Genomic DNA, 21,077 nt, shown 5'->3' with positions numbered 1-21,077 from the left:
TGAATTGCAAAGGTTAAAAGGCGTTTAACCCTGCCGATTAACCAAGAATAGCTAAAGTTCGAAGGTTTCGCGCCGCTTCCGCCGGCTGTCGTTGCGGCCAGGCGCGCATGAAAAAGCCCGCCGGCCGGCGGGCTTCCGAGGAAAGGAAATGGAGCGGATCAGGCGGCGCTGCGGGTCTCTGAAATGATCCCGATGAGGTCGTCCACCACCGCCTCGACCAGTCCCGAATCGTCGCCTTCCGCCATGACGCGGATCAGCGGCTCGGTGCCGGAGGGGCGGATGACCAGGCGGCCGGTATTGCCGAGACGGCTGCGCGCATCCTCGATCGCCGCCTTGACCGGCTCCTCCTCCAGCGGCTTGCCACTGGAGACGCGCACGTTCTTGAGCACCTGCGGAACCGGCTCGAAGGTCCGCGACAGCTCGCTGACCGGCTTGTTCTGCCGTTTGACGCAGGCGAGCACCTGCAAGGCGGATACCAGGCCGTCGCCGGTGGTGGAGAAATCGGACAATACGATATGGCCGGACTGCTCGCCGCCGACGTTCAGTCCGTGCGCGCGCATGTGCTCGACCACGTAGCGGTCGCCGACCTTGGTGCGGTGAAGCTCCAGGTTGAGGCCGGACAGGAAACGCTCGAGGCCGAGGTTGGACATGATGGTGGAGACGACGCCGCCGCCGGCCAGCCGGCCGCTCTGGTGCCAGGCCTGGGCGATCATCGCCATGATCTGGTCGCCGTCGACGACCTCGCCCTGTTCGTCGACGATGACCACGCGGTCGGCGTCGCCGTCGAGCGCGATGCCGATGTCGGCGCGCACCTCGTGCACCTTCTTCTGCAGGCCCGCCGGGTGGGTGGAGCCGCATTCCTTGTTGATGTTGAAGCCGTTGGGCTCGACGTTGATGGCGACCACGTCCGCGCCCAGTTCCCAAAGGGCTGCGGGCGCCACCTTGTAGGCCGCCCCGTTGGCGCAGTCGACGACGATGCGCAGGCCCGACAGCGACATCGAGCGCGGCAGCGTGCGCTTGGCGAATTCGATATAGCGGTCATGCACGCCGTCGACGCGCTTGGCGCGCCCGAGCGCGTCGGAATCGGCAAGCGCCATCTCGACATCGGTATCGAGCATGGATTCGATGCGCTCCTCGATCTCGTCGGAAAGCTTGTAGCCGTCGGGGCCGAACAGCTTGATGCCGTTGTCGTAATAGGGATTGTGCGAGGCCGAGATCATGACGCCCATGTCGGCGCGCAGCGAACGCACCAGCATGGCGACGCCCGGCGTCGGGACAGGACCGAGCAGGAAGACGTCCATGCCGGCCGCGCACAGGCCCGCCACCAGCGCGTTCTCGATCATGTAGCCGGACAGGCGCGTATCCTTGCCCAGCACGACGCGGTGGCGATGGCTGCCCCGCTGGAAGGAAAGGCCGGCGGCCATGCCGACCCGCATGGCGATTTCCGCGTTCATCGGAAACTTGTTGGCGCGCCCCCGGATGCCGTCGGTGCCGAAATAACGTCCAGACATGGACTTGACCCCTAAATGGTTTGCCCGCGGCACCACATGCCACAACTGCCCCACGCGCGGGTATCACAATATATGATCTTCTGTCACCAATCCTTAGGAAAGAGTTGTTTCGCCAAAATTATGTCGAAAAATGCGAGAGCTATTCAGTCCGTGCAGGGACCGTGCATGTCGGGGCTGGTGCGCTACCCCGTCGGGCGGTATGTCTTGCGAGACTATTGGCGGGCGGCTTTAACGGAGAGACCTATGTTCATCCATCGATTGGCCACATTGACGGGTCTCGCCGTCGTGGCGTTGTTCCTGGCCTCGCCGGCCAGCGCGCTGACCATGGCGGAGTGCAGCGCCAAGTATAACGCCGCCAAGGACGCCGGCACGCTGTCCGGCCAGACCTGGAACCAGTTCCGCAAGGCGGAGTGCGGCTCGGACGCGGCCGCCACCGACAGCAAGCCCGCCAAGAAGACCAAGGCTTCGGCGAGCGACGACAGCAAAGCCAAGAAGACGAAGAAGTCCTCCGACGCGGCGAGCAACGACGACGCCAAGGGCCTGACCATGGCCGAGTGCAGCGCCAAGTACCAGGCTGCCAAGGACGCCGGCACGCTGAACGGCATGAAGTGGAACGACTTCCGCAAGAGCGAATGCGCCGCCGGTGCCACCGCCGCCGCTGCAAAGCCGGCGAAGAAGACCACCAAGGCCGCTGCCAGCGCCGACGACGATTCGGCCGGCAAGGGCCTGACCATGGCCGAATGCAGCGCCAAGTATCAGGCGGCCAAGGACGCCGGCACGCTGAACGGCATGAAGTGGAACGACTTCCGCAAGAGCGAATGCGCCGCCGGCGCCACCGCCGCCGCTGCAAAGCCGGCAAAGAAGACGACCAAGGCCGCTGCCAGCACCGACGAGCAGGCCGGCAAGGGCCTGACCATGGCCGAGTGCAGCGCCAAGTATCAGGCCGCCAAGAGCAACGGTTCGCTGAACGGCATGAAATGGAACGACTTCCGCAAGGCCTCCTGCGGCGCCGGCGCGGCGGACGACGACAGCGTTCCCAGCATCGACGAGGCCAACTACTCGGGCGATCCCGAGACCCCGACGGTCAAGGCGCCGCGCGGCGTGAAGTTCCCGACCGGCATCTCCAAGAAGTATTCCGACGAGTCGGCCGGCAAGGCACGCATGCACACCTGCCTCGACCAGTACTACGCCAACAAGGACTCCGGCTCGCTGAGTGGCCTGCGCTGGATCCAGAAGGGCGGCGGCTACTACAGCCTCTGCAACGCCAGGCTGAAGGGCTGAGGCCAACGCCGCGCATTTTCAAGAAGGGGCCTGCGGAACGATCCGCAGGCCCCTTTTTCTGTCCTCTCCGATACGATAGCTGTTGGCAAGACGGCGTGCAGTCGCCGGGACGCGGGACCGACGAACATGGATCTGCCGGCCTATATCGAGTGCCGGGCCGACGTGGCCAGCTACAACGGCTTCGTCTTGCGGGTGGCGGGCGAGCCGGATTTTGCCGCGGGGCTGGGCTGGAAGGCTGTTGCCGGCGAAAATCCGTTCCTGCAGCAATACCGGCTCCCCGCGCCGATCGAGGCCTTCGGCCATTCGACGGATTTGATAGCGTTCACGTCCACCGGTCCGATGGCCGTCCTGGAAGGCGTCGTCGCGCCGGAGCTGGCGGGAAGGCTCGGCATCGTGCCGGTCGTCTCGACCCCGGAAAAATTCCTCGGCGAAAAGGTCATCCACGAAGCCAGCGAGGATAGCGGCGGCGTCACCTACGTGACGCGCATCTCGCTCAATGTCTCGACGGTGGAGGACCTGCCCGGCAAGGTCCTGGCCGGCTGCTCCTACGCGCTCGACGTGAAATGAAAGAGCCCGGCGGTGCCGGGCTCCCGAAAGGCGGATCGCCGCGCTGTCAGTTGGCGATGCGCCGCGCGAACTCGGCCAGCGCCTGCTGGTAGATCTTGGCGCGGTTCCAGTCGGCCCAGACGCCGTAGTTGGTCTGGCCCGGTCCGTAGCCGCCGCCGGCGCTCCAGCCGTGGCCGCGCAGGAAGTTGGCCGTGGAGGCGAGCACGTCGGCGCGCGAATGGATCAGGTCGCGGCGGCCGTCGCCGTCGAAATCGACGGCGAATTGCAGGTACTTCGACGGCAGGAACTGCGTCTGGCCAAGCTCGCCGAAGCCGGCGCCGCGCATCTGGCTGGCGGAGATGTAACCCTTCTGGGCGATCTCCAGGGCCGAATCCAGCTCGTTGGTGAAAAAGGCGGAGCGGCGGCAGTCATAGGCCAGCGTCGCCAGCGGCGCGAACACGCTCTTGTTGCCGGAATTGGCGCCGAAGCCCGTTTCCATGCCCCAGATCGCCAGGATGACTTCCGGCTGCACGCCGTAGCGGGCCTCGATCTTCTTCAAGAGCCCCGCCTGGGACTTCATGTAGCCCTTGGCCTTCTTGACGTAGGAGGCAGGCGCCCGCCGCGCCATGAACTGCTCCAGCGTGCCGGAAAAGGCCTTGTGCTGGCTGCGGTCGATCCGGATCACGCCGCGATCGTAGTTCACGCCGGCCAGCGGGCCGGTGTCGATGCCGCGCGCTTTGGCGTCCGCCTTGTAGGCGTCCACCCAGGCGTCGAAGCCGCCGCCGTCCTTGCCGCATTTGCCGGCGGCCTGGGCGTTCGTCACCAACGCAAGTGCCGCGACAGCGGCGGCGGCGAACACGATCTTTCCTTTGGCAAGCACTGCCATGCTTTTCTCCTGATTGCCTGAATCACGTCCCTGAGGCGAATTTGCCAGCGAAATGCGGGCTTGTCACCGCCTGCCCGCATCGCCGTCATTGGTCGCGACGCGGCAACTTGCCCAAGATCAAGGGATATTTGTGACGGTGGCCACATTTTACGTCCGCCGCCGCAGACGGGCACTGCCGGCAATCACTGGTTTACCGATCGATGCGCATATGGTGCGGAACGCCCGGCCGCAGCGACGGTTGCGGGACCATGAACGGAATGAGGACAGCTTGAGCATCGATCCCGCCGCATTCGAAGCTTACCGGCGCTCGGCCGGCGAGAGGGCCACCCTGCCCAGGCTGATCGCCGGCACGCTGACCATCGTCATCTTCTGGGCGCTGTCGTCGCTGCTCGTCATCGTCGGCGGCATCTTCCTCGTCTCACGCTGGCAGGGCGGCGAGGCAGGCATGCCCGACATGGCATCGTTTTCCGCCACGCCGACCGGCGTGCTGACCGTGCTCGCCTCCTTCTGCGGCATCTGGATCGGCGCCTGGATCGCCATGCGCCTCCTCCATCGCGAGAGACTGTCCGCCCTGTTCGGCAACAGCCGGCGCATTTCCGCTTCCGGCTTCTGCAAGGGCGCGGTGGCGGTGCTGCTCACGTCGGTCGTGTCGGAGGTGCTGATCTACCTGCTGCACCCGGAAATCGGGCGCGGCGCCATCGGCGTCTCGGCCTGGCTCGCGGCACTCGTCCCCATCGCCGCGCTGGCCTTCGTGCAGACCTCGTCGGAGGAGCTGCTGTTCCGCGGCTACCTGCCGCGCGGCCTGGCGAAGCGTTTCAGGAGCCCGCTTGTATGGGCGCTCCTGCCGCTGATCGCCTTCACCGCGCTGCACTGGAGCCCGGCGAACTCGCTGGCGATCAACATCTGCGTCGTGATCTCCATCGGCGCCTTCGCCATCGTGCTGACGCTTCTGGTCTACGCCACCGGCAATCTCGGCGCGGCCTTCGGCGCCCATCTCGCCAACAACCTTTTCGGCTTCCTGCTCATCTCGCACCAGCAGAGCTTCAACGCCTTCGCCCTGTTCACGGCGCCGCCGCTGGAAGGGCCGGGCTGGACGCCGCTCGACGCTTTTCTCCTGTCGCTGATCGGCATCGTCTCCTCCGGCCTGACGGCGCTGCTCCTGCTGCATCCGCGTTCGCCGCTGAAGGTCGAAGCCGACCGGGGATAGAAGCCCTAGACGTGCACCTCGCCGAAGCCGCTCTGATCGGCATCGTCGAGCGCGCGGCGTGAGGCGAAGAACAGCCAGACGTAGAAGACGGCGACGGCCAGCACCACCGCCCAGCCCGGGATCGGGCCGAGCCGCGTGTTTGCGACGATCTCGCTCAGCGAATGGACGAGCGTCGAGCGCGCACCTTCGGCCTGCAGGCCCGGCGTCGAGATCTTCAGCACCCAGGCGAGCAGCAGGATCAGGAACATCCAGATGTAGTTGCGCCTGAGCCGCCGCGAGAAGGCGTCGCCGTAGGAGATGAAGAACTTCGGCTCGCGCAGGTTCTGGCCGACGATCTGCAGCCAGTTGGCGGAGAAATCCGGCACCGGCGAGAACACCTGTGCGAAATAGTGCCGCTCGAACTGGCGCACCCGGTAGCGGTAGACGTCGAAGAAGCGGTAGCGCCGCGCCTCGATCATCAAAAGCAGGTAGACCAGCACCATGGCAAACAGGAGCACGCCGTGATGCGACGACGGCGTCGACAGCGACACCGACAAAAGCGCTGCGACGACGGTGATCGCCCAGTTCGAGGTCTGGTCGATGCGCTCGCGCCAGCCCGCCATGCGCGCGATCTCGGCGCGGTAGTAGTGGACGATCGCCGTGACCGTCTCGGAATGGTTAGACGGCAGGAAGGACGGCTGTATTTTCGCGCTGTCGTCGGCCATGACGTCTCCTCCCGTCACTTGTTTCCTCGGCGCACTATAGCGCCGTTTCAGCCGCCCGCCGCCGTCCGGCCTTGACTCAGCGGCGTTTTTCCTGTCTAGACGCCGCAACTTTCCGCGACGATCTTCTCGCGAAAGCCGACCGGGGCGCCCTTTCAGGGCCTGAGACGATCCCGGAGGCCAACACCCGGCAGCGCGATGCGCCCCCGGGTGCTTTTTGGTTTTGGGCTTTGCCCGCCGGCTTTCGCTTGGACCTTTGGCGTGGGCGCACTACCTCTCGGGTTCATTCCCGAGACTGAAGGACGAAGAATGTTTGAATCGCTACAGGAACGCCTCGGCTCGATCCTGAACGGCCTGACCGGCCGTGGCGCGCTGTCGGAGGCGGACGTTTCCGCTGCGCTGCGCGAAGTGCGCCGCGCCCTGCTGGAGGCGGACGTCGCGCTGGAGGTCGTGCGCTCCTTCACCGACAAGGTGCGCGAGAAGGCGGTCGGCGCGGCCGTCCTGAAGTCGATCAAGCCCGGCCAGATGGTGGTCAAGATCGTCCATGACGAACTGGTCGCCATGCTCGGCGAAGAGGGCGTCGCCATCGACCTCAACGCGCCGGCGCCGGTCGTGCTGATGATGGTCGGCCTGCAGGGCTCCGGCAAGACGACGACCAGCGCCAAGATTGCCAGGCGGCTCACCGAGCGCCAGGGCAAGAAGGTGCTGATGGCCTCGCTCGACACGCGCCGCCCGGCCGCGCAGGAACAGTTGCGACAGCTCGGCGAGCAGGTGAAGGTCGCCACGCTGCCGATCGTCGCCGGCCAGTCGCCGGTCGATATCGCCAGGCGCGCCGTGCAGGCGGGCAAGCTCGGCGGCCACGACGTCGTCATCCTCGACACCGCCGGCCGCACCCATATCGACGAGCCGCTGATGGTCGAGATGGCCGACATCAAGAAGATGTCGGCGCCGCACGAGATCCTGCTGGTTGCCGATTCGCTGACCGGCCAGGACGCCGTCAACCTCGCCAAGAGCTTCGATGAGCGCGTCGGCATCACCGGCCTGGTGCTCACCCGCATGGACGGCGACGGGCGCGGCGGCGCCGCCCTTTCCATGCGCGCCGTCACCGGCAAGCCGATCAAGCTGATCGGCACCGGCGAGAAGATGGACGCGCTGGAGGAATTCTATCCCAAGCGCATCGCCGACCGCATCCTCGGCATGGGCGACATCGTCAGCCTCGTCGAGAAGGCGGCCGAGAACATCGACGCGGAGCAGGCCGCGGCGATGGCGAAGAAAATGCAGTCGGGCAAGTTCGACCTGAACGACCTCGCCCAGCAGATCCAGCAGATGTCCAAGATGGGCGGCATGGGCGGCATCATGGGCATGATGCCGGGCATGGGCAAGATGAAGGACCAGCTTGCCGCCGCCGGCCTCGACGACAAGATGTTCAAGCGCCAGCTCGCCATCATCTCCTCGATGACGAAGGCCGAACGCGCCAATCCCGACATCCTCAAGCACAGCCGCAAGAAGCGCATCGCCGCCGGCTCCGGCACGGACGCGGCCGAGATCAACAAGCTCTTGAAGATGCATCGCGGCATGGCCGACATGATGAAGGCCATGGGCGGCAAGGGCAAAGGCGGCGGCATGATGCGCACGGCCATGGGGGGGCTGGCCTCGAAGATGGGGCTTGGCGGTCTTGGGGGCGGCATGATGCCCGGAATGGGCGGCATGCCCGACCTGTCGAAGATGGACCCCAAGCAGCTCGAAGCCCTGCAGAAGCAGGCGGAAGCCGCCGGCCTCGGCAAGGGCGGCATGAAGGGTCTTCCCGGCGGATTTCCCGGCCTAGGCGGCGGCAGACTGCCCGGTCTTCCGGGGGGCATGAAACTACCCGGCCTCGGTGGCCCCGGCGGGCTCCCGGGCGGGGCCAAGAAGAAGTGAGCCGACGATGAACGAAGAACAGGACATGGCCGAAGCGCGCAAGACGCTGGCCGGCTACCGCGCCTCGATCGACAATTTCGACGCGATCCTCATCCACACGCTGGCCGAGCGCTTCCGCTGCACCCAGGCGGTCGGCGTGCTCAAGGCAACGCACGGCCTGCCGCCGGCGGACCCGAACCGTGAAGCCCAGCAGATCGAGCGGCTGCGCCGGCTGGCGAAGGACGCCCATCTCGATCCGGATTTCGCGGAGAAATTCCTCAACTTCGTCATCAGGGAAGTGATCCGTCACCACGAACAGATCGCCGCCGACGCCAACGGCGGATGAAGAATACCGGCCGCACAATCCGGCGGCCGGCGCAGCCAACCGTCAATCATGACTTTCTAGGAGACAACCAATGGCACTGAAGATCAGACTGGCCCGCGCGGGCTCGAAGAAGCGTCCTTATTACCACATCGTCGTCGCCGACGTGCGCTCGCCGCGCGACGGCCGCTTCATCGAGGCGGTCGGCGCCTGGAACCCGCTGCTGCCGAAGGACGGCGACCGCATCAAGCTCGACGAAGACCGCGTCAAGCATTGGCTCGGCAACGGCGCCCTGCCGACCGACCGCGTCGCCCGCTTCCTCGACCAAGCCGGCATTTCGAAGCGCGAAGCCCGCAACAACCCGTCAAAGGCGCAGCCCGGCAAGAAGGCGCAGGAGCGCGCCGCCCTGCTCGCCAAGGCGCAGGAAGATGCCGCCGCCGCTGCCGCGGCTGCTGCCGCCGAGCCGGCTCAGGCCGAGGCGAGCGCCGAGTAGCCAGCCGGCTCAGGCCGAAACACCGGAACGGCGGGCTCAGGCCCGCCGTTTTCCTTTCTGCCTGCCTTCGGTCAGTAGCCGCGCGGACAGCGGGCGACATAGGTGCGGCCGTAACGGTCGCGATAGCGGCACTGGCCGCGCTCGCTGGCATGGCCGATCAAGGCTCCCGCCACCGCGCCGACGGCACCGCCGATCACGGCGCCTTCGACCGGATCGCCGGCCACCGCCGCACCCACGGCAGCACCACCCAGGCCGCCCACGGCAGCCCCCTGTTCGGTCTGCGAGCACGCACCGAGCGGCAGTAGCAACGCCATCAGAACCACCATCTTTTTCATGTCGAATTCCTCTCTCGAAAATTCACCGCCTGCCCTGTAACGATTGAGAGCGGGATTCGATCCAAGGACAGGACGGTCGCCAAGCGCGGACCGCCGCCGAAGGAAGGCAACGATGACGGGTGAAACCGACCTCAAGACCCTGCTCGGCTCGATGCAGCCGGCGCTTCAGCCGGAGGTGCTGGTGTTCGCAACCGTGCCGCTGTCGCAGGGCCAGCCCGAAGGGTTCGACCCCGTGATGACGTTCCGCGAAAGCGAGGGCCTGACCTTCATCCTGACCGAGGACGCCGCACGAAAGGCCGGGCTCGCCGGCACGTTCCGCTGCCGCATGATCACGTTGAACGTCCACTCGTCGCTGGAGGCCGTCGGCTTCCTCGCCGCCATCACCACGCGGCTTGCGGCGGCCGGCATGGGCGTCAATCCGGTCTCCGGCTTCTATCACGACCATCTGTTCGTGCCGGCCGAACGCGCGGCCGAGGCGATGACGATCCTCAGGGAAATGGCGAAGGAAGCGCGCTGAGCGCGCGGTTCAGTTCGGGTAGCAGGCCGCCGGAACGTTCGGCCAGACGGTCTCGTCGCAGCCGGCGTCGGCCTGGCGCTGCTTGAACGAAACGCTGACCGGGCCGGTCACCACCGGGTCGACGCCGTCGGGAGCGTCGGGATAAAGCGCCTCGGCCTGCGTGGCCGCGGCGATTTTCGGGGCATCGGCGCGCGTCGCGGCCGAATGGGCAACCCCCGCGACCAGAACCAGCGCCAGCGCGCCGACGACGAGGCGCGGCGAAAGCAGTCTGCCGACGGTTTCGATCCTGCGTTTCATGTTGCCCTCAATGCCCCGAGTGCGGGCCGGTTCCGGAATTGGTTAATGAAAGTTTCGCATCAAGCGTTTAACAATCGGTAACCGTCATTTGGGTTGCGAGGTCCCCTTTCGCAATTGCGAAAAAACCTGTATGAGCCGCGCAACCGAAAAAAAGCAGCGCTTTGTTCCGTTTCCGTGGCTCCATGCATGCGTGGGGGAAAACGCCACCGGGAAACGACGGCTGGGCGCCGCGGCAACGCTTCCGAGTGACCTTATGGATATCCGCAACATCGCGATCATCGCGCATGTCGACCATGGCAAGACCACGCTTGTCGACGCGCTTCTCAAACAATCCGGCGCCTTCCGCGAGAACCAGCGCGTCGCCGAACGCGCCATGGACTCGAACGACCTCGAAAAGGAACGCGGCATCACCATCCTCGCCAAGGCGACGTCGGTGGACTGGCACGGCACCCGCATCAACATCGTCGACACGCCCGGCCACGCCGACTTCGGCGGCGAGGTGGAACGCATCCTGTCGATGGTCGATTCGGCCATCGTGCTGGTCGACGCCGCCGAAGGCCCGATGCCGCAGACCAAGTTCGTCGTCGGCAAGGCGCTGAAGGTCGGCCTGAAGCCGATCGTCGTCATCAACAAGATCGACCGGCCGGACGCCCGCGAGACCGAGGTCATCAACGAGGTGTTCGACCTGTTCGCCGCCCTCGACGCCACCGACGAGCAGCTCGATTTCCCGATCCTCTACGGCTCCGGCCGCGACGGCTGGGTCGCCGAGAAGCCGGAAGGCCCGAAGGACCAAGGCCTTGCCCCGCTGTTCGACCTGGTGCTGAAGCACGTGCCGGCGCCGGCCGTCGAGCCCGGCCCGTTCCGCATGATCGGCACGATCCTGGAGGCCAATCCCTTCCTCGGCCGCATCATCACCGGCCGCATCGCCTCCGGCTCGCTGAAGCCCAACCAGGCAGTGAAGGTGCTGCATCACGACGGCACGCTGCTGGAAACCGGCCGCGTCTCGAAGATCCTCGCCTTCCGCGGCCTCGAGCGCCAGCCGATCGACGAGGCGCAGGCCGGCGACATCGTCGCCATCGCCGGGCTCCAGAAAGGCACCGTCGCCGACACCTTCTGCGATCCCTCGGTGAGCGAGCCGATGGCCGCCCAGCCGATCGACCCGCCGACCGTCACCATGTCCTTCCTCGTCAACGATTCGCCGCTCGCCGGCACCGAAGGCGACAAGGTGACCAGCCGCGTCATCCGCGACCGCCTGCTCAAGGAGGCCGAGGGCAACGTCGCGCTGAAGATCGAGGAATCGGCCGACAAGGATTCGTTCTACGTCTCCGGCCGCGGCGAACTCCAGCTTGCCGTCCTCATCGAGACGATGCGCCGCGAGGGCTTTGAGCTTGCCGTGTCGCGGCCGCGCGTCGTCATGCAGAAGGACGAGGCCGGCCAACTGCTGGAGCCCGTCGAGGAAGTCGTCATCGACGTCGACGAGGAGCATGCCGGCGTCGTCGTGCAGAAGATGAGCGAGCGCAAGGCCGAGATGATCGAGCTGCGCTCTTCCGGCGGCAACCGCCAGCGCCTCGTCTTCCACGCGCCGACGCGTGGCCTGATCGGCTACCAGTCGGAACTGTTGACCGACACGCGCGGCACGGCGGTGATGAACCGGCTGTTCCATGCCTACGAGCCCTACAAGGGCGAACTGCCCGGTCGCGTCAACGGCGTGCTGATCTCTAACGACCAGGGCGAGGCGGTCGCTTACGCGCTGTTCAACCTGGAGGATCGCGGCCCGATGGTCATCGACGCCGGCGTCAAGGTCTACCAGGGCATGATCATCGGCATCCACAGCAGAGACAACGACCTCGAAGTGAACGTGCTGAAGGGCAAGAAGCTCACCAACATCCGCGCCGCCGGCAAGGACGAGGCGGTCAAGCTCACCCCGCCGGTGCGCATGACGCTGGAGCGGGCGCTGGCCTGGATCCAGGACGACGAGCTGGTCGAGGTAACGCCGAAGTCGATCCGGCTGCGCAAGCTCTATCTCGACCCGAACGAGCGCAAGCGCTTCGAAAAGCAGAAGGTCGCCGGCGCGGCATAAGATATGCCGATGGTTTCGGATTACAGGCCCTGAACGGCCACGCCTTCGGATTCGGCGGCGTTCGCGAGATCGCGATCCAGCGTGGCCAGCGGTAAACGTCGCCGCTGCGCCAACTCCAGATAGGCGGCATCATAAGGCGTCAGATCACGACGGTCGGCCAGTTGCAACGTCGCATGCCAGGCATGGGTGTTGGTCTCCGGGTCGACCTTGATCGACAATTTAGCCAGTTGGACGAGAGCGGCGTCCCTGAACGACGGCGATATTCTTTCGCGTCGTATCGCTATCCGAAGGCCGTTGGCCACCTCCAGCGGCCACAGGGATGGGACGAATGCGCTCGACGAGCCCACCTTATTCATCACGGCCACGACGGCCGACGTCCGCTCATCCTCGAAAAACGACGCGAGCACTATCGAGGCGTCGAGAACGATCATTTCCGGCCCTCGTTAATCAAGTCCTTGATCGACAGGCCGCCAAGGGTAACGCCTTTGCTCATCCTCCTGATCTCCTCTACCGCCTTCAGCGCATCGCTGCGATCGATCTTCTCGACAGGCGCAACGAGTCGCGCAACCGGCTTGCCGTGGCGGGTGATGGTGATCTCCTCTCCCCGCTCGACCATGTCGAGCAGCGAGCCGAACGTGTTCTTGGCATCGAAGGCGGCAACGGTGCGCATGATAGGAACTCCAGATAAGCTAGCTTAAGCTAGATTTAATACTCTACGCTGGTTTGTGCAAGGCCCGGTGGGGATGGTTACGCCATCACCTCTGAGCCACCCTCTCTGGCCCTTGGGTTTGCCTCGCCTGCATCCTTGGCGCGGCATCGGTTTGCCTCTAGCGGCTGATCCGTTCAGCCGGATCGCCATCGTGACAAGCATCAAGACCGCGCCTTCGCCCCTGCCGGCCGTCCTGGTCTGCACACTGGGCATCTTCCTGCTGTCGGCGATGGATGCATCGGTAAAGGCGCTGGTCGTCGTGATCGGCGCCTACAACACCCTGCTATGGCGCTCGATCCTGGCGTCGGCAACGGCCGGCCCGATCTGGGCGGCGCTGTCCAACCGCCGGCCGAGCGCCAAGGCGGTCAGGCTGCATGCGGTTCGCGGCGTCATCGTCAGCTTCGTCGCGCTGGCATTCTTCTTCGGCCTGGGGCGGTTGCCCCTGGCCGAGGCGATCGCGCTTTCCTTTGTCGCCCCGCTCGTCGCCCTGTTCCTCGCCGCCCTGATGCTGAACGAGAGGATCAGCCGCACCGCCGTGGGAGCCTCACTCATCGGCATGGCCGGCGTCCTGGTCATCATGTTCGGCAAGCTCGGCCAGAGCGGCTATGCGCCAGACGCCCTGCTCGGCATGGCCGCCATCATCGCCTCGGCGGTTCTTTACGCCTATAACCTGATCCTGGCGCGACAACAGGCACTGGTGGCGAAACCGCTGGAGATCGTGTTCTTCCAGAACCTCGTCGTCGGCATCACGCTGGGCCTAGCCTCGCCATGGCTGGGCACCGGCGTGCCGCACGATCAGTGGCCGCTGCTGGCGGGGGTGACGGCGCTTGCCCTCGCGGGCCATTTCCTGATGAGCTGGGCCTATGCGCGCGCCGAGGCCCAGTATCTGATCCCGACGGAATATTCGGCCTTCGTCTGGGCGATCGTGCTCGGCTGGGTCTTCTTCCGGGAAAGCGTCACCTGGTCGACCATGACAGGCGCCCTCCTCATCATCGCCGGATGCCTGATCGCCTCGCGGGCCAAGCCGAAACTGGCCGCCGAACCGATCGAGGCGGCTGCGGTCTGACGGCCTGGGCCCTTGCCGGGCCGGCTTGCGCGAACGCCGGGAGCCGGCGTAGATTTGCCGCATGCACCTCACCTCGCTCCTCATCTTCGCCGGCGCGCTGCTCGTCGCCGCCGGCTCACCCGGCCCCTCGATCGCGGCCCTCGTCGCCCGCGTCATCTCGAAGGGTTTTCGCGACGTGTTTCCCTTCCTGCTCGCCATGTGGATCGGCGAGGGCATCTGGCTGTCCTTCGCCGTCTTCGGGCTGGCGGTCGTGGCGCAGACCTTCCACCTCGCCTTCGTCGTCGTGAAATGGATCGGCGTCGCCTACCTCGCCTGGCTCGCCTGGAAGATGTGGACGGCGCCGGTCGAGGCGAAGGCGGGCGACCTGCCGAAGGAGGATTCGCCGCTGAAACTGTTCTTCGCCGGCATGGCCGTGACCCTCGGCAACCCGAAAATCATGATGTTCTACCTGGCGCTCCTGCCGACCATCATCGACCTTGGCTCGGTCACCGTCGTCGGCTGGCTGGAACTGACCGCGACCATGGCCGCCGTGCTGGTCGCCATCGACCTTTCCTGGGTGCTGGCGGCGGCGCAGGCGCGCAAGCTGCTCAAGAGCCCGCGCGCCATGAAGATCGCCAACCGCATCAGCGCGGGCACCATGGGCGCCGCGGCTGCGGCGATCGCGGCGCGGTCGTAAGCTTGTTTCAGCGGAAAAACAGCCTATTGTTATCGACAGGTAATACCTTGGGATAACAATGGCCATTTCAGTCAAGATCGACGACGACCTGAAAAGCCGCGTGCAACGACTGGCGGAGAGCCGCCGGCGTTCGTCGCATTGGATCATGCGCGAAGCAATCGAACAGTATGTCGAGCGCGAGGAGGCGCGTGCAAGCTTTCGCGCCGAGGCGCAAGAGTCATGGGTCGCCTATCGTGAAACAGGGCTGCACCTGACGGGACAGGAAGTGCGTGACTGGCTAGGCAGCTGGGGCACCGAAGAGGAAACGGAAGTCCCCACGTGCCACGAGTGATCGTGACTGCCGGCGCAGCGGCCGGCCTTGAACGGTGCAGACGCTTTCTGGTCGATAAGAATCCTTTCGCCGCAAGGCGCGCCGCCGAGACCGTAGGCAGGCATTTTTCGTTCCTCGAAACACATCCCGAAATCGGGCGTCCGGAGCCTGACGAACCGCAATTGCGTGAACTGCTCATCCCGTTCGGGGATTCCGGCTACGTCGCACTCTATCGCTTCATTGCCGAGGAAGATTCCGTCTTCATACTCGCGTTCAGACACCAGAAAGAAGCGGGCTACTGAACGCTACCGCGCCATGGCGTGGTATTCGGCGTTCGGCCGCATGTCGATGGCGGCGGCAAGCCGGTTCGACATGTTGAAGAAGGCGGCGGTGGCGGCGATATCCCAGATGTCGCGGTCTGAAAAACCGGCGGCGCGGAGCGCCTGCCGGTCCTCTTCCACCATCTTGGCCGGCGCTTCCGTCAGCTTGACGGCGAATTCCAGCATCGCCCGCTGCCGCGGCGAAAGCGCCGCGGCGCGCCAGTTCATCGCCATCATCTCGCCGAATGCCGGGTCGCCCGAAAGCTGGCGCACCGCCGCGCCATGCGCCGTCAGGCAGTAGTAGCACTGGTTGATGGAGGAGACCGCGACCGCGATCATCTCGCGTTCCAACTTTGAAAGGCCGGATTCGCCCAGCATCAGGTCGTTGTAGGTGTCGGTGAAGGCGCGCAGCTTCTTCTCGTCGAAGGCGTAGGCCAGAAGCACGTTCGGCACCAGCCCCAGCTTCTCCTCGCATTTGGCGAAATAGGCCTTGGTCGCGTCGCTGAGATCGCCCGTCGGCAGGTCGAGGGCGGTGATCTTTTCGGTCATGTTTGTCTCCTTCACGTATCGCCCGAAAAGGGCGGTCGGTTTGAATCGGTTTTATTTTCGGCGCGCCGTCAAACCACGGTCGCAAATTCCGGATCATCTGGCTACGATACCGCCAAAGCATTGTGACGGGAGGGATTTTGCGCCATGGCCAGCCGGAAAGCCGTAGCCAAGCCGAAGAAAACCGCTGGGACAGCCAAGGCTGCGGCAAGGACGGGCGAGGGAACCGGCGGGCTGGCCGAACATCTGCTCAGCCGCGCGCCGGTCGAGGACGTCGCCGCCTACGATGCGGCTGACCTGAAGAAGGCCGCCGACCTCGTCGCCGGCGCCGTCGCCCGCCACAGGAAGGGCGAGAGTGTCGTCGCCATCGATGCCGATGCCGGCATATCGCGCCAGGGGCGGCCGCTCTCCGTCATCACCGTCGTCAACGACAACATGCCGTTCCTGTTCGATTCGATCCTCGGCGAAGTGGCCGAGATGGCGGGCGAGCCGACGCTGGTCACCCACCCGGTGCTGGCGGTCCGCCACGGCAGGGCCGGTGTCGAGGAAATCCTCGGCGAAGGCGGCCTGGTCAGGGAGGACGGCACGCACGACCGGCTGAGCGTGGTGCACGTCCATGTGCCGCGCCTGGGCGCCGGGCAGGCCGAGGAACTGTCCGCCCGCCTCGCGACGACGCTGGCGCAGGTGCGCGCCGCCACGCGCGACTGGAAGCCGATGCTGGCCCGCCTCGACCAGGCCATCTCCGAATTCCGCTATGCGCCGGTGCCGCTCGACAAGAAGAGCGTCGCCGAGGCCATCGCCTTCCTCGAATGGCTGCGCGACGACAATTTCACCTTCCTCGGCATGCGCGAGTACAAATATACGGGCGGCGAAAAGAGCGGCGAGCTGGAGCTGAGCGACAGCCCCGGCCTTGGCATCCTCACCGATCCCAACGTGCTGATCCTCAGGCGCGGCACCGAGGCGGTGACGACGACGCCGGAGATCCGCGCCTTCCTGCACGGGCCGGAGCCGCTCATCGTCACCAAGGCCAACGCCAAGTCGGTCGTCCACCGGCGCATCTATCTCGACTACATCGGCGTCAAGACATACACCGCCAAGGGCGTGCTGTCGGGCGAACTGCGCATCGTCGGCCTGTTCACCTCGACCGCCTATACGCGCTCGGTGATGAAGATCCCCTACCTGCGCTCCAAGGCCGAGGCGGTCATCGCCAAGTCCGGCTTCAATCCGCACGACCATTCCGGCAAGGCGCTCATCAACGTGCTGGAAAGCTATCCGCGCGACGAGCTGTTCCAAGTGCCGACGCCCATCCTGAGAAAGCACGCCGAGGCGATTCTCGCTTTGTCGGAGCGGCCGCGCGTGCGCGCGCTGGTGCGCGTCGACCAGTTCGACCGCTTCGTCTCGGTGCTCGTCTTCGTGCCGCGCGACCGCTATGATTCGGTGGCGCGCGAAAAGATCGGCACCTATCTGAAGACCGTCTACAAAGGTCGTTTGTCGGCTTACTATCCGGCATTCCCGGAAGGCGGCCTGGCCCGCGTCCACTTCATCATCGGCCGTTCCGGCGGCAAGACGCCGAAGGTCGAGCAGGCCGCCATCGAGGCGGCGATCCGCGACATGGTGCGCACCTGGGACGACGCGCTGGCGGAAGCAGCCGAAACCGGCGGTGCCGATCCGGCGCTGCGCGGCGTGGCCGCGCGCTTCCCCGAAAGCTATCGCGACTCCTTCACCGCCGCGCAGGCGCTGGTCGATGCCGGCCGCATCGTCGGCATCGACGCCACCAACCCCATCGCCATCGACTACTACCGCGACACCGGCCAGAGCGCCGAGCAGGCGTCGCTGAAGATCTATCACCATGGCGCGCCGGTGGCTCTGTCGCGGCGCGTCCCGGTGCTGGAGAACATCGGCTTCCGCGTCATCTCCGAACGCACGTTCGAGATCGGCGAGAACGGCGGCGAAAAAGTCTTCATTCATGACATGGAACTGGAGAGCGCCGACGGCAAGCCGATCGACCTTGCCGACGACGGCGCCCTGTTCGACGACGCCTTCCTCGCCGTCTGGCGCGGCGACGCCGACAATGACGGCTACAACAGGCTCGCCCAGACCGCCGGCCTGTGGTCGAAAGAGATCCTCGTCCTGCGCGCCTACGGCCGCTACCTGCAGCAGGCCGGCATCCCGCAGGGGCAGGAGTTCATCGCCGCCGCCCTGAACCGCTATCCCGACATCGCGCGCGGCCTGCACGCGCTGTTCGTCGCCCGGCTTGGCCCGGATGCCGAAGCCGAAGGCGCCGTCACCGCCAGGCACCTCAAGGCCAAGATCAAGGATGCGCTGGAGGAAGTCCCCAATATCGACGACGACACCATCATCCGCCGCTACCTCAACCTGATCGAGTCCTCGCTGCGCACCAACCACTTCGTCGACGGCAAGCAGGAGCGCGGGCAATCGCTGGCCATCAAGCTCGATTCGCGCGCCGTCGAAGGCCTGCCCGAGCCCAGGCCGTGGCGCGAGATCTTCGTCTACGGCTCCGAGGTCGAGGGCGTGCACCTGCGCTTCGGCCCGGTGGCGCGCGGCGGCCTGCGCTGGTCGGACCGGGCGCAGGACTACCGCACCGAGGTGCTCGGCCTGGTCAAGGCCCAGCAGGTCAAGAACGCCGTCATCGTGCCGGTCGGCGCCAAGGGCGGCTTCTACCCGAAGCAGCTGCCCGTCGGCGGCAGCCGCGACGCGGTCTTCGAGGCCGGCCGCGCGGCCTACGTCAACTTCGTCTCCAGCCTGTTGTCGATCACCGACAACATCGGCCTCGACGGCATCATTCCGCCCGAGGGCGTGGTGCGGCGCGACCCCGACGACCCCTATTTCGTCGTCGCCGCCGACAAGGGCACGGCGACCTTCTCCGACACCGCCAACGCGATCTCGCAGAAGCACGATTTCTGGCTGGACGACGCCTTCGCCTCCGGCGGCTCGGCCGGCTACGACCATAAGGGCATGGGCATCACCGCCAAGGGCGCGTGGGAGGCCGTCAAGCGCCACTTCCGCGAGATGAACCGCGACATCCAGACGACGCCGTTCACCACCGTCGGCGTCGGCGATATGTCGGGCGACGTGTTCGGCAACGGCATGATGCTGTCGGACCAGACGCGGCTGGTCGCCGCCTTCGACCATCGCGACATCTTCATCGACCCCGACCCGGATCCGGCGCCGTCGATGGCCGAACGCAAGCGCTTGTTCGCGCTGCCGCGCTCCAGCTGGCAGGATTACGACAAGGCGCTGCTGTCGGCCGGCGGCATGATCGTGTCGCGGGCGCAGAAGTCGATCACGCTGACGCCGCAGGCGGCTTCCGCCATCGGCATCGCCAAGACGGTGGCGACGCCGGCCGAGATCATGACCGCCATCCTCAAGGCGCCGGTCGACCTCCTGTGGTTCGGCGGCATCGGCACCTATGTGAAAGGCACGAACGAGACCAACCAGGAGGTCGGCGACCGCGCCAACGACGCCATCCGCGTCAACGCCGCCGACGTCCGCGCCAAGGTCATCGGCGAAGGGGCCAATCTCGGCGTCACCCAGCGCGGCCGCATCGAATTCGCCCTCAGCGGCGGCCGCAACAACTCCGACGCCATCGATAATTCCGGCGGCGTCAACTGCTCCGACGTCGAGGTCAACATCAAGATCGCGCTGGCGGCCGCCATGCGCGCCGGCTCGCTGGCGCGTCCCGCCCGCAACAAGCTCTTGGCCGAGATGACCGGCGAGGTGAGCGGCCTCGTGCTCGCCAACAACTACGAGCAGACGCTGGCGCTGTCGCTGGCGCGCAAGCGCGGGCTGGCCGACATCGCCCATCAGGGCCGCTTCATGGCGGCGCTCGAGGCTCGCGGCCTGCTCGACCGCGCGGTGGAGACCCTGCCCTCGCCGGCGGCGCTCGCCGAGCGCGAGGCGCGCGGCGAACCGCTGACGCGTCCGGAGCTCGGCGTGTTGCTCGCCTACGCCAAGATCGTGCTGTTCTCCGACATCGTCGCCTCCGACGTGCCGGACGAGCCGCATTTCGACCGCGACCTGATGGGCTACTTCCCCGACCGCATGGCCAAGAAGTATTCCGCCGAGATCCACGGCCACCGGCTGCGGCGCGAGATCATCGCCCGCGTCGTCGCCAACGACCTGGTCAATCGCGGCGGTCCGTCCTTCGTCAATCGGCTGATGGAATCGACAGGGCGCAGCGCCGCCGACGTGGTGCGCATCTTCGCCGTCATCCGCGACGGCTTCGCGCTGCCCGCCCTCTATGCCGAAATCGACGCGCTCGACAACCGCATCGACGGGCAGATCCAGCTCGACCTCTACCAGACGGTAAGCCGGCTCATCTTCGTCACCGGCGGCTGGTATCTGAAGAACGAGACCGGCAATGCCCCGCTTTCCGAGCGCATCGCGACCTTGCAGGAAGCGCGCAAGGCGCTGGAGCCGAGGCTCGCCTCGCTGCTGCCGGCCTATTCGCGCCAGCGTCTCGACGAGCACCGGCTGGAGCTTGCCGCGGCCGGCGCGCCCGAAAAACTGGCCGAACGGCTGGCGCTGTGCGAACCGGCGGCGCTGATCCCCGACATCGCAGCCGCCGCACGGCTGGCCGGCGCCGACATCGTCGCGGCGGCGAAGGCCTTCTTCGCCGCCGGCGAGGCCTTCCGCATCCCCCGCATCGAGGAGGCGGTCGGCACGATCTCGGCGTCCGATTACTACGACCAGCTGGCGCTGGCGCGCGCCGCCGACACCATCGGCTCCGCCCGGCGCGGCATCGCCGTGGCGGCGCTGACGGCGCATGGCACGGCCGCCGACCCGGTCGCGGCCTGGCTGGAAGCCGGCGGCGAGCGGGTGGGACGCATCCGCGAGCGCCTGCAGGCGCTGACCGAAGGCGGCGACCTCACCGTCTCGCGCCTGTCGGTGGCGGCGGGCCTGATGAACGACCTGACCGGTGCGTGATCGGTTTTCTTCTCCCCGTTCACGGCAGGCAGGTAAGGGCGGGGCGTGGTGATCCGAGGCACGGCTCTCGAACAAGGGATCGATGGCACTTCGTCCACCCCCCTCATCCGTCTCGGCGCTGCGCGCCGAGACGGATGAGGGGGGTGGACGAAGTGCGACCTGTGAAAGATTTTTTCCCGAAACTTATCCCCCTCTCCCGAACCCGCTCCATACTCACCCCAGCTTCCCGCGCGGGAACACCGGTCATGACGGTGATTGCGTGGCGGGGAACCGGCGCCTCCGGTAGTCGCTCAACGTAAGCGGCCGCCCGGGGAGGGTGAGAAGCCGGTTTCGAGCGCAGCGAGAAAATCATGATGCCAGTGGCATCATGATAGGCGCCGAACGCCCTGAGCCGTAGCGAAGGGCCGTCCAAGGGCCCTGCCGGGCGTTCA

The 21,077-nt window shown here is 66.2% G+C and carries 21 protein-coding genes; 13 read left to right on the top strand and 8 right to left on the bottom strand.

The genetic code is table 11. The features are described from left to right. Positions 1 to 158: 158 nt before the first annotated feature. Positions 159 to 1,511, bottom strand: a complete 1,353-nt coding sequence (gene glmM, locus E6C48_RS09870; RefSeq protein ID WP_136356633.1) for a phosphoglucosamine mutase — start codon at positions 1,509 to 1,511, stop codon at positions 159 to 161. A gap of 546 nt (positions 1,512 to 2,057) precedes the next feature. Here glmM and E6C48_RS09865 point away from each other — a divergent pair. Next, a complete protein-coding gene (locus tag E6C48_RS09865) occupies positions 2,058 to 2,792 on the top strand; it encodes a hypothetical protein (RefSeq protein ID WP_407940976.1) in 735 nt (244 codons plus the stop codon). 126 nt (positions 2,793 to 2,918) lie between these two features. After that, complete coding sequence (locus E6C48_RS09860; RefSeq protein ID WP_230978719.1) at positions 2,919 to 3,359, top strand: hypothetical protein; 441 nt, start codon at positions 2,919 to 2,921, stop codon at positions 3,357 to 3,359. Between the two features lie 46 nt (positions 3,360 to 3,405). Here E6C48_RS09860 and E6C48_RS09855 read toward each other — a convergent pair whose 3' ends face one another. After that, entirely contained in the window at positions 3,406 to 4,224 is an 819-nt protein-coding gene (locus tag E6C48_RS09855) for a lytic murein transglycosylase (RefSeq protein ID WP_136356627.1), read from the bottom strand. Between the two features lie 268 nt (positions 4,225 to 4,492). Here E6C48_RS09855 and E6C48_RS09850 point away from each other — a divergent pair, with 268 nt between their 5' ends. Further along, complete coding sequence (locus E6C48_RS09850) at positions 4,493 to 5,431, top strand: CPBP family intramembrane glutamic endopeptidase (protein ID WP_136356625.1); 939 nt, start codon at positions 4,493 to 4,495, stop codon at positions 5,429 to 5,431. A 5-nt stretch (positions 5,432 to 5,436) separates the two neighbouring features. On the opposite strand, the gene E6C48_RS09845 is transcribed toward E6C48_RS09850, so the two are convergent. Beyond that, positions 5,437 to 6,135, bottom strand: a complete 699-nt coding sequence (locus tag E6C48_RS09845) for a DUF2270 domain-containing protein (RefSeq protein WP_136356623.1) — start codon at positions 6,133 to 6,135, stop codon at positions 5,437 to 5,439. 306 nt (positions 6,136 to 6,441) lie between these two features. Between E6C48_RS09845 and ffh the strand changes: the two genes are divergently transcribed. From ffh to rpsP, 3 genes are all read left to right on the top strand, one after another. Continuing rightward, a complete protein-coding gene (gene ffh / locus E6C48_RS09840) occupies positions 6,442 to 8,049 on the top strand; it encodes a signal recognition particle protein (protein ID WP_136356621.1) in 1,608 nt (535 codons plus the stop codon). A gap of 7 nt (positions 8,050 to 8,056) precedes the next feature. After that, positions 8,057 to 8,374 carry a chorismate mutase gene (locus E6C48_RS09835; RefSeq protein WP_136356619.1) on the top strand — a complete coding sequence of 106 codons (318 nt, stop codon included), beginning with the start codon at positions 8,057 to 8,059 and terminating at the stop codon, positions 8,372 to 8,374. 70 nt (positions 8,375 to 8,444) lie between these two features. Continuing rightward, entirely contained in the window at positions 8,445 to 8,843 is a 399-nt protein-coding gene (gene rpsP / locus E6C48_RS09830) for a 30S ribosomal protein S16 (RefSeq protein WP_136356617.1), read from the top strand. Between the two features lie 71 nt (positions 8,844 to 8,914). Here rpsP and E6C48_RS09825 read toward each other — a convergent pair whose 3' ends face one another. After that, positions 8,915 to 9,178, bottom strand: coding sequence for a YMGG-like glycine zipper-containing protein (locus E6C48_RS09825; protein ID WP_136356615.1), 264 nt, complete (start codon positions 9,176 to 9,178; stop codon positions 8,915 to 8,917). A 112-nt stretch (positions 9,179 to 9,290) separates the two neighbouring features. On the opposite strand from E6C48_RS09825, the gene E6C48_RS09820 reads away from it, so the two are divergent. Beyond that, positions 9,291 to 9,695 (top strand): ACT domain-containing protein, encoded by a 405-nt coding sequence (locus E6C48_RS09820; RefSeq protein WP_136356613.1) that lies wholly within the window; start codon positions 9,291 to 9,293, stop codon positions 9,693 to 9,695. A gap of 9 nt (positions 9,696 to 9,704) precedes the next feature. Here the strand turns inward: E6C48_RS09820 and E6C48_RS09815 are convergent, their stop codons facing one another. After that, positions 9,705 to 9,992: a hypothetical protein gene (locus tag E6C48_RS09815; RefSeq protein WP_136356611.1), complete on the bottom strand. Its 288-nt coding sequence runs from the start codon at positions 9,990 to 9,992 to the stop codon at positions 9,705 to 9,707. Between the two features lie 253 nt (positions 9,993 to 10,245). Between E6C48_RS09815 and typA the strand changes: the two genes are divergently transcribed. Then, complete coding sequence (gene typA, locus E6C48_RS09810) at positions 10,246 to 12,072, top strand: translational GTPase TypA (protein ID WP_136356609.1); 1,827 nt, start codon at positions 10,246 to 10,248, stop codon at positions 12,070 to 12,072. A gap of 20 nt (positions 12,073 to 12,092) precedes the next feature. Here typA and E6C48_RS09805 read toward each other — a convergent pair whose 3' ends face one another. Beyond that, complete coding sequence (locus E6C48_RS09805; protein ID WP_136356607.1) at positions 12,093 to 12,503, bottom strand: type II toxin-antitoxin system VapC family toxin; 411 nt, start codon at positions 12,501 to 12,503, stop codon at positions 12,093 to 12,095. Next, positions 12,500 to 12,742, bottom strand: a complete 243-nt coding sequence (locus E6C48_RS09800) for a type II toxin-antitoxin system Phd/YefM family antitoxin (protein ID WP_136356605.1) — start codon at positions 12,740 to 12,742, stop codon at positions 12,500 to 12,502. The genes E6C48_RS09805 and E6C48_RS09800 overlap by 4 nt, the downstream gene beginning before the upstream one ends. A 190-nt stretch (positions 12,743 to 12,932) precedes the next feature. Here E6C48_RS09800 and E6C48_RS09795 point away from each other — a divergent pair, with 190 nt between their 5' ends. The 4 genes from E6C48_RS09795 (at position 12,933) to E6C48_RS09780 (ending at position 15,135) form a co-directional block, all read left to right on the top strand. Further along, a complete protein-coding gene (locus tag E6C48_RS09795; protein WP_230978718.1) occupies positions 12,933 to 13,847 on the top strand; it encodes a DMT family transporter in 915 nt (304 codons plus the stop codon). A gap of 61 nt (positions 13,848 to 13,908) precedes the next feature. Continuing rightward, positions 13,909 to 14,523, top strand: a complete 615-nt coding sequence (locus E6C48_RS09790) for a LysE family translocator (RefSeq protein ID WP_136356601.1) — start codon at positions 13,909 to 13,911, stop codon at positions 14,521 to 14,523. Between the two features lie 58 nt (positions 14,524 to 14,581). Further along, the gene (locus tag E6C48_RS09785; RefSeq protein WP_136356599.1) at positions 14,582 to 14,854 is read left to right on the top strand and encodes a CopG family ribbon-helix-helix protein; all 273 of its coding nucleotides are present in this window, start codon (positions 14,582 to 14,584) and stop codon (positions 14,852 to 14,854) included. Beyond that, complete coding sequence (locus E6C48_RS09780) at positions 14,842 to 15,135, top strand: type II toxin-antitoxin system RelE/ParE family toxin (protein ID WP_136356597.1); 294 nt, start codon at positions 14,842 to 14,844, stop codon at positions 15,133 to 15,135. The genes E6C48_RS09785 and E6C48_RS09780 overlap by 13 nt, the downstream gene beginning before the upstream one ends. A gap of 3 nt (positions 15,136 to 15,138) precedes the next feature. Here the strand turns inward: E6C48_RS09780 and E6C48_RS09775 are convergent, their stop codons facing one another. Then, a complete protein-coding gene (locus E6C48_RS09775; protein ID WP_136356595.1) occupies positions 15,139 to 15,702 on the bottom strand; it encodes a peroxidase-related enzyme in 564 nt (187 codons plus the stop codon). Between the two features lie 144 nt (positions 15,703 to 15,846). Between E6C48_RS09775 and E6C48_RS09770 the strand changes: the two genes are divergently transcribed. Further along, the gene (locus E6C48_RS09770) at positions 15,847 to 20,646 is read left to right on the top strand and encodes an NAD-glutamate dehydrogenase (RefSeq protein WP_136356592.1); all 4,800 of its coding nucleotides are present in this window, start codon (positions 15,847 to 15,849) and stop codon (positions 20,644 to 20,646) included. The last annotated feature ends 431 nt before the right edge of the window (positions 20,647 to 21,077 follow it).

This window comes from Ollibium composti, assembly GCF_004801285.1.
GTDB lineage: Bacteria > Pseudomonadota > Alphaproteobacteria > Rhizobiales > Rhizobiaceae > Mesorhizobium > Mesorhizobium composti.
Note: the sequence above shows the minus strand (reverse complement) of the source record. Positions and strands in the feature narration are given on the sequence as shown.

What these genes read in the sequence shown, in the direction of transcription:
- E6C48_RS09805 (WP_136356607.1), bottom strand. Translation starts at nt 12,503, where the DNA reads ATGATCGTTCTCGACGCCTCGATAGTGCTCGCGTCGTTTTTCGAGGAT.
- E6C48_RS09835 (WP_136356619.1), top strand. Translation starts at nt 8,057, where the DNA reads ATGAACGAAGAACAGGACATGGCCGAAGCGCGCAAGACGCTGGCCGGC.
- E6C48_RS09770 (WP_136356592.1), top strand. Translation starts at nt 15,847, where the DNA reads ATGGCCAGCCGGAAAGCCGTAGCCAAGCCGAAGAAAACCGCTGGGACA.
- ffh (WP_136356621.1), top strand. Translation starts at nt 6,442, where the DNA reads ATGTTTGAATCGCTACAGGAACGCCTCGGCTCGATCCTGAACGGCCTG.
- E6C48_RS09815 (WP_136356611.1), bottom strand. Translation starts at nt 9,992, where the DNA reads ATGAAACGCAGGATCGAAACCGTCGGCAGACTGCTTTCGCCGCGCCTC.
- rpsP (WP_136356617.1), top strand. Translation starts at nt 8,445, where the DNA reads ATGGCACTGAAGATCAGACTGGCCCGCGCGGGCTCGAAGAAGCGTCCT.
- E6C48_RS09775 (WP_136356595.1), bottom strand. Translation starts at nt 15,702, where the DNA reads ATGACCGAAAAGATCACCGCCCTCGACCTGCCGACGGGCGATCTCAGC.
- glmM (WP_136356633.1), bottom strand. Translation starts at nt 1,511, where the DNA reads ATGTCTGGACGTTATTTCGGCACCGACGGCATCCGGGGGCGCGCCAAC.
- E6C48_RS09825 (WP_136356615.1), bottom strand. Translation starts at nt 9,178, where the DNA reads ATGAAAAAGATGGTGGTTCTGATGGCGTTGCTACTGCCGCTCGGTGCG.
- E6C48_RS09785 (WP_136356599.1), top strand. Translation starts at nt 14,582, where the DNA reads ATGGCCATTTCAGTCAAGATCGACGACGACCTGAAAAGCCGCGTGCAA.
- E6C48_RS09865 (WP_407940976.1), top strand. Translation starts at nt 2,058, where the DNA reads ATGGCCGAGTGCAGCGCCAAGTACCAGGCTGCCAAGGACGCCGGCACG.
- typA (WP_136356609.1), top strand. Translation starts at nt 10,246, where the DNA reads ATGGATATCCGCAACATCGCGATCATCGCGCATGTCGACCATGGCAAG.
- E6C48_RS09790 (WP_136356601.1), top strand. Translation starts at nt 13,909, where the DNA reads ATGCACCTCACCTCGCTCCTCATCTTCGCCGGCGCGCTGCTCGTCGCC.
- E6C48_RS09800 (WP_136356605.1), bottom strand. Translation starts at nt 12,742, where the DNA reads ATGCGCACCGTTGCCGCCTTCGATGCCAAGAACACGTTCGGCTCGCTG.
- E6C48_RS09820 (WP_136356613.1), top strand. Translation starts at nt 9,291, where the DNA reads ATGACGGGTGAAACCGACCTCAAGACCCTGCTCGGCTCGATGCAGCCG.
- E6C48_RS09860 (WP_230978719.1), top strand. Translation starts at nt 2,919, where the DNA reads ATGGATCTGCCGGCCTATATCGAGTGCCGGGCCGACGTGGCCAGCTAC.
- E6C48_RS09855 (WP_136356627.1), bottom strand. Translation starts at nt 4,224, where the DNA reads ATGGCAGTGCTTGCCAAAGGAAAGATCGTGTTCGCCGCCGCCGCTGTC.
- E6C48_RS09845 (WP_136356623.1), bottom strand. Translation starts at nt 6,135, where the DNA reads ATGGCCGACGACAGCGCGAAAATACAGCCGTCCTTCCTGCCGTCTAAC.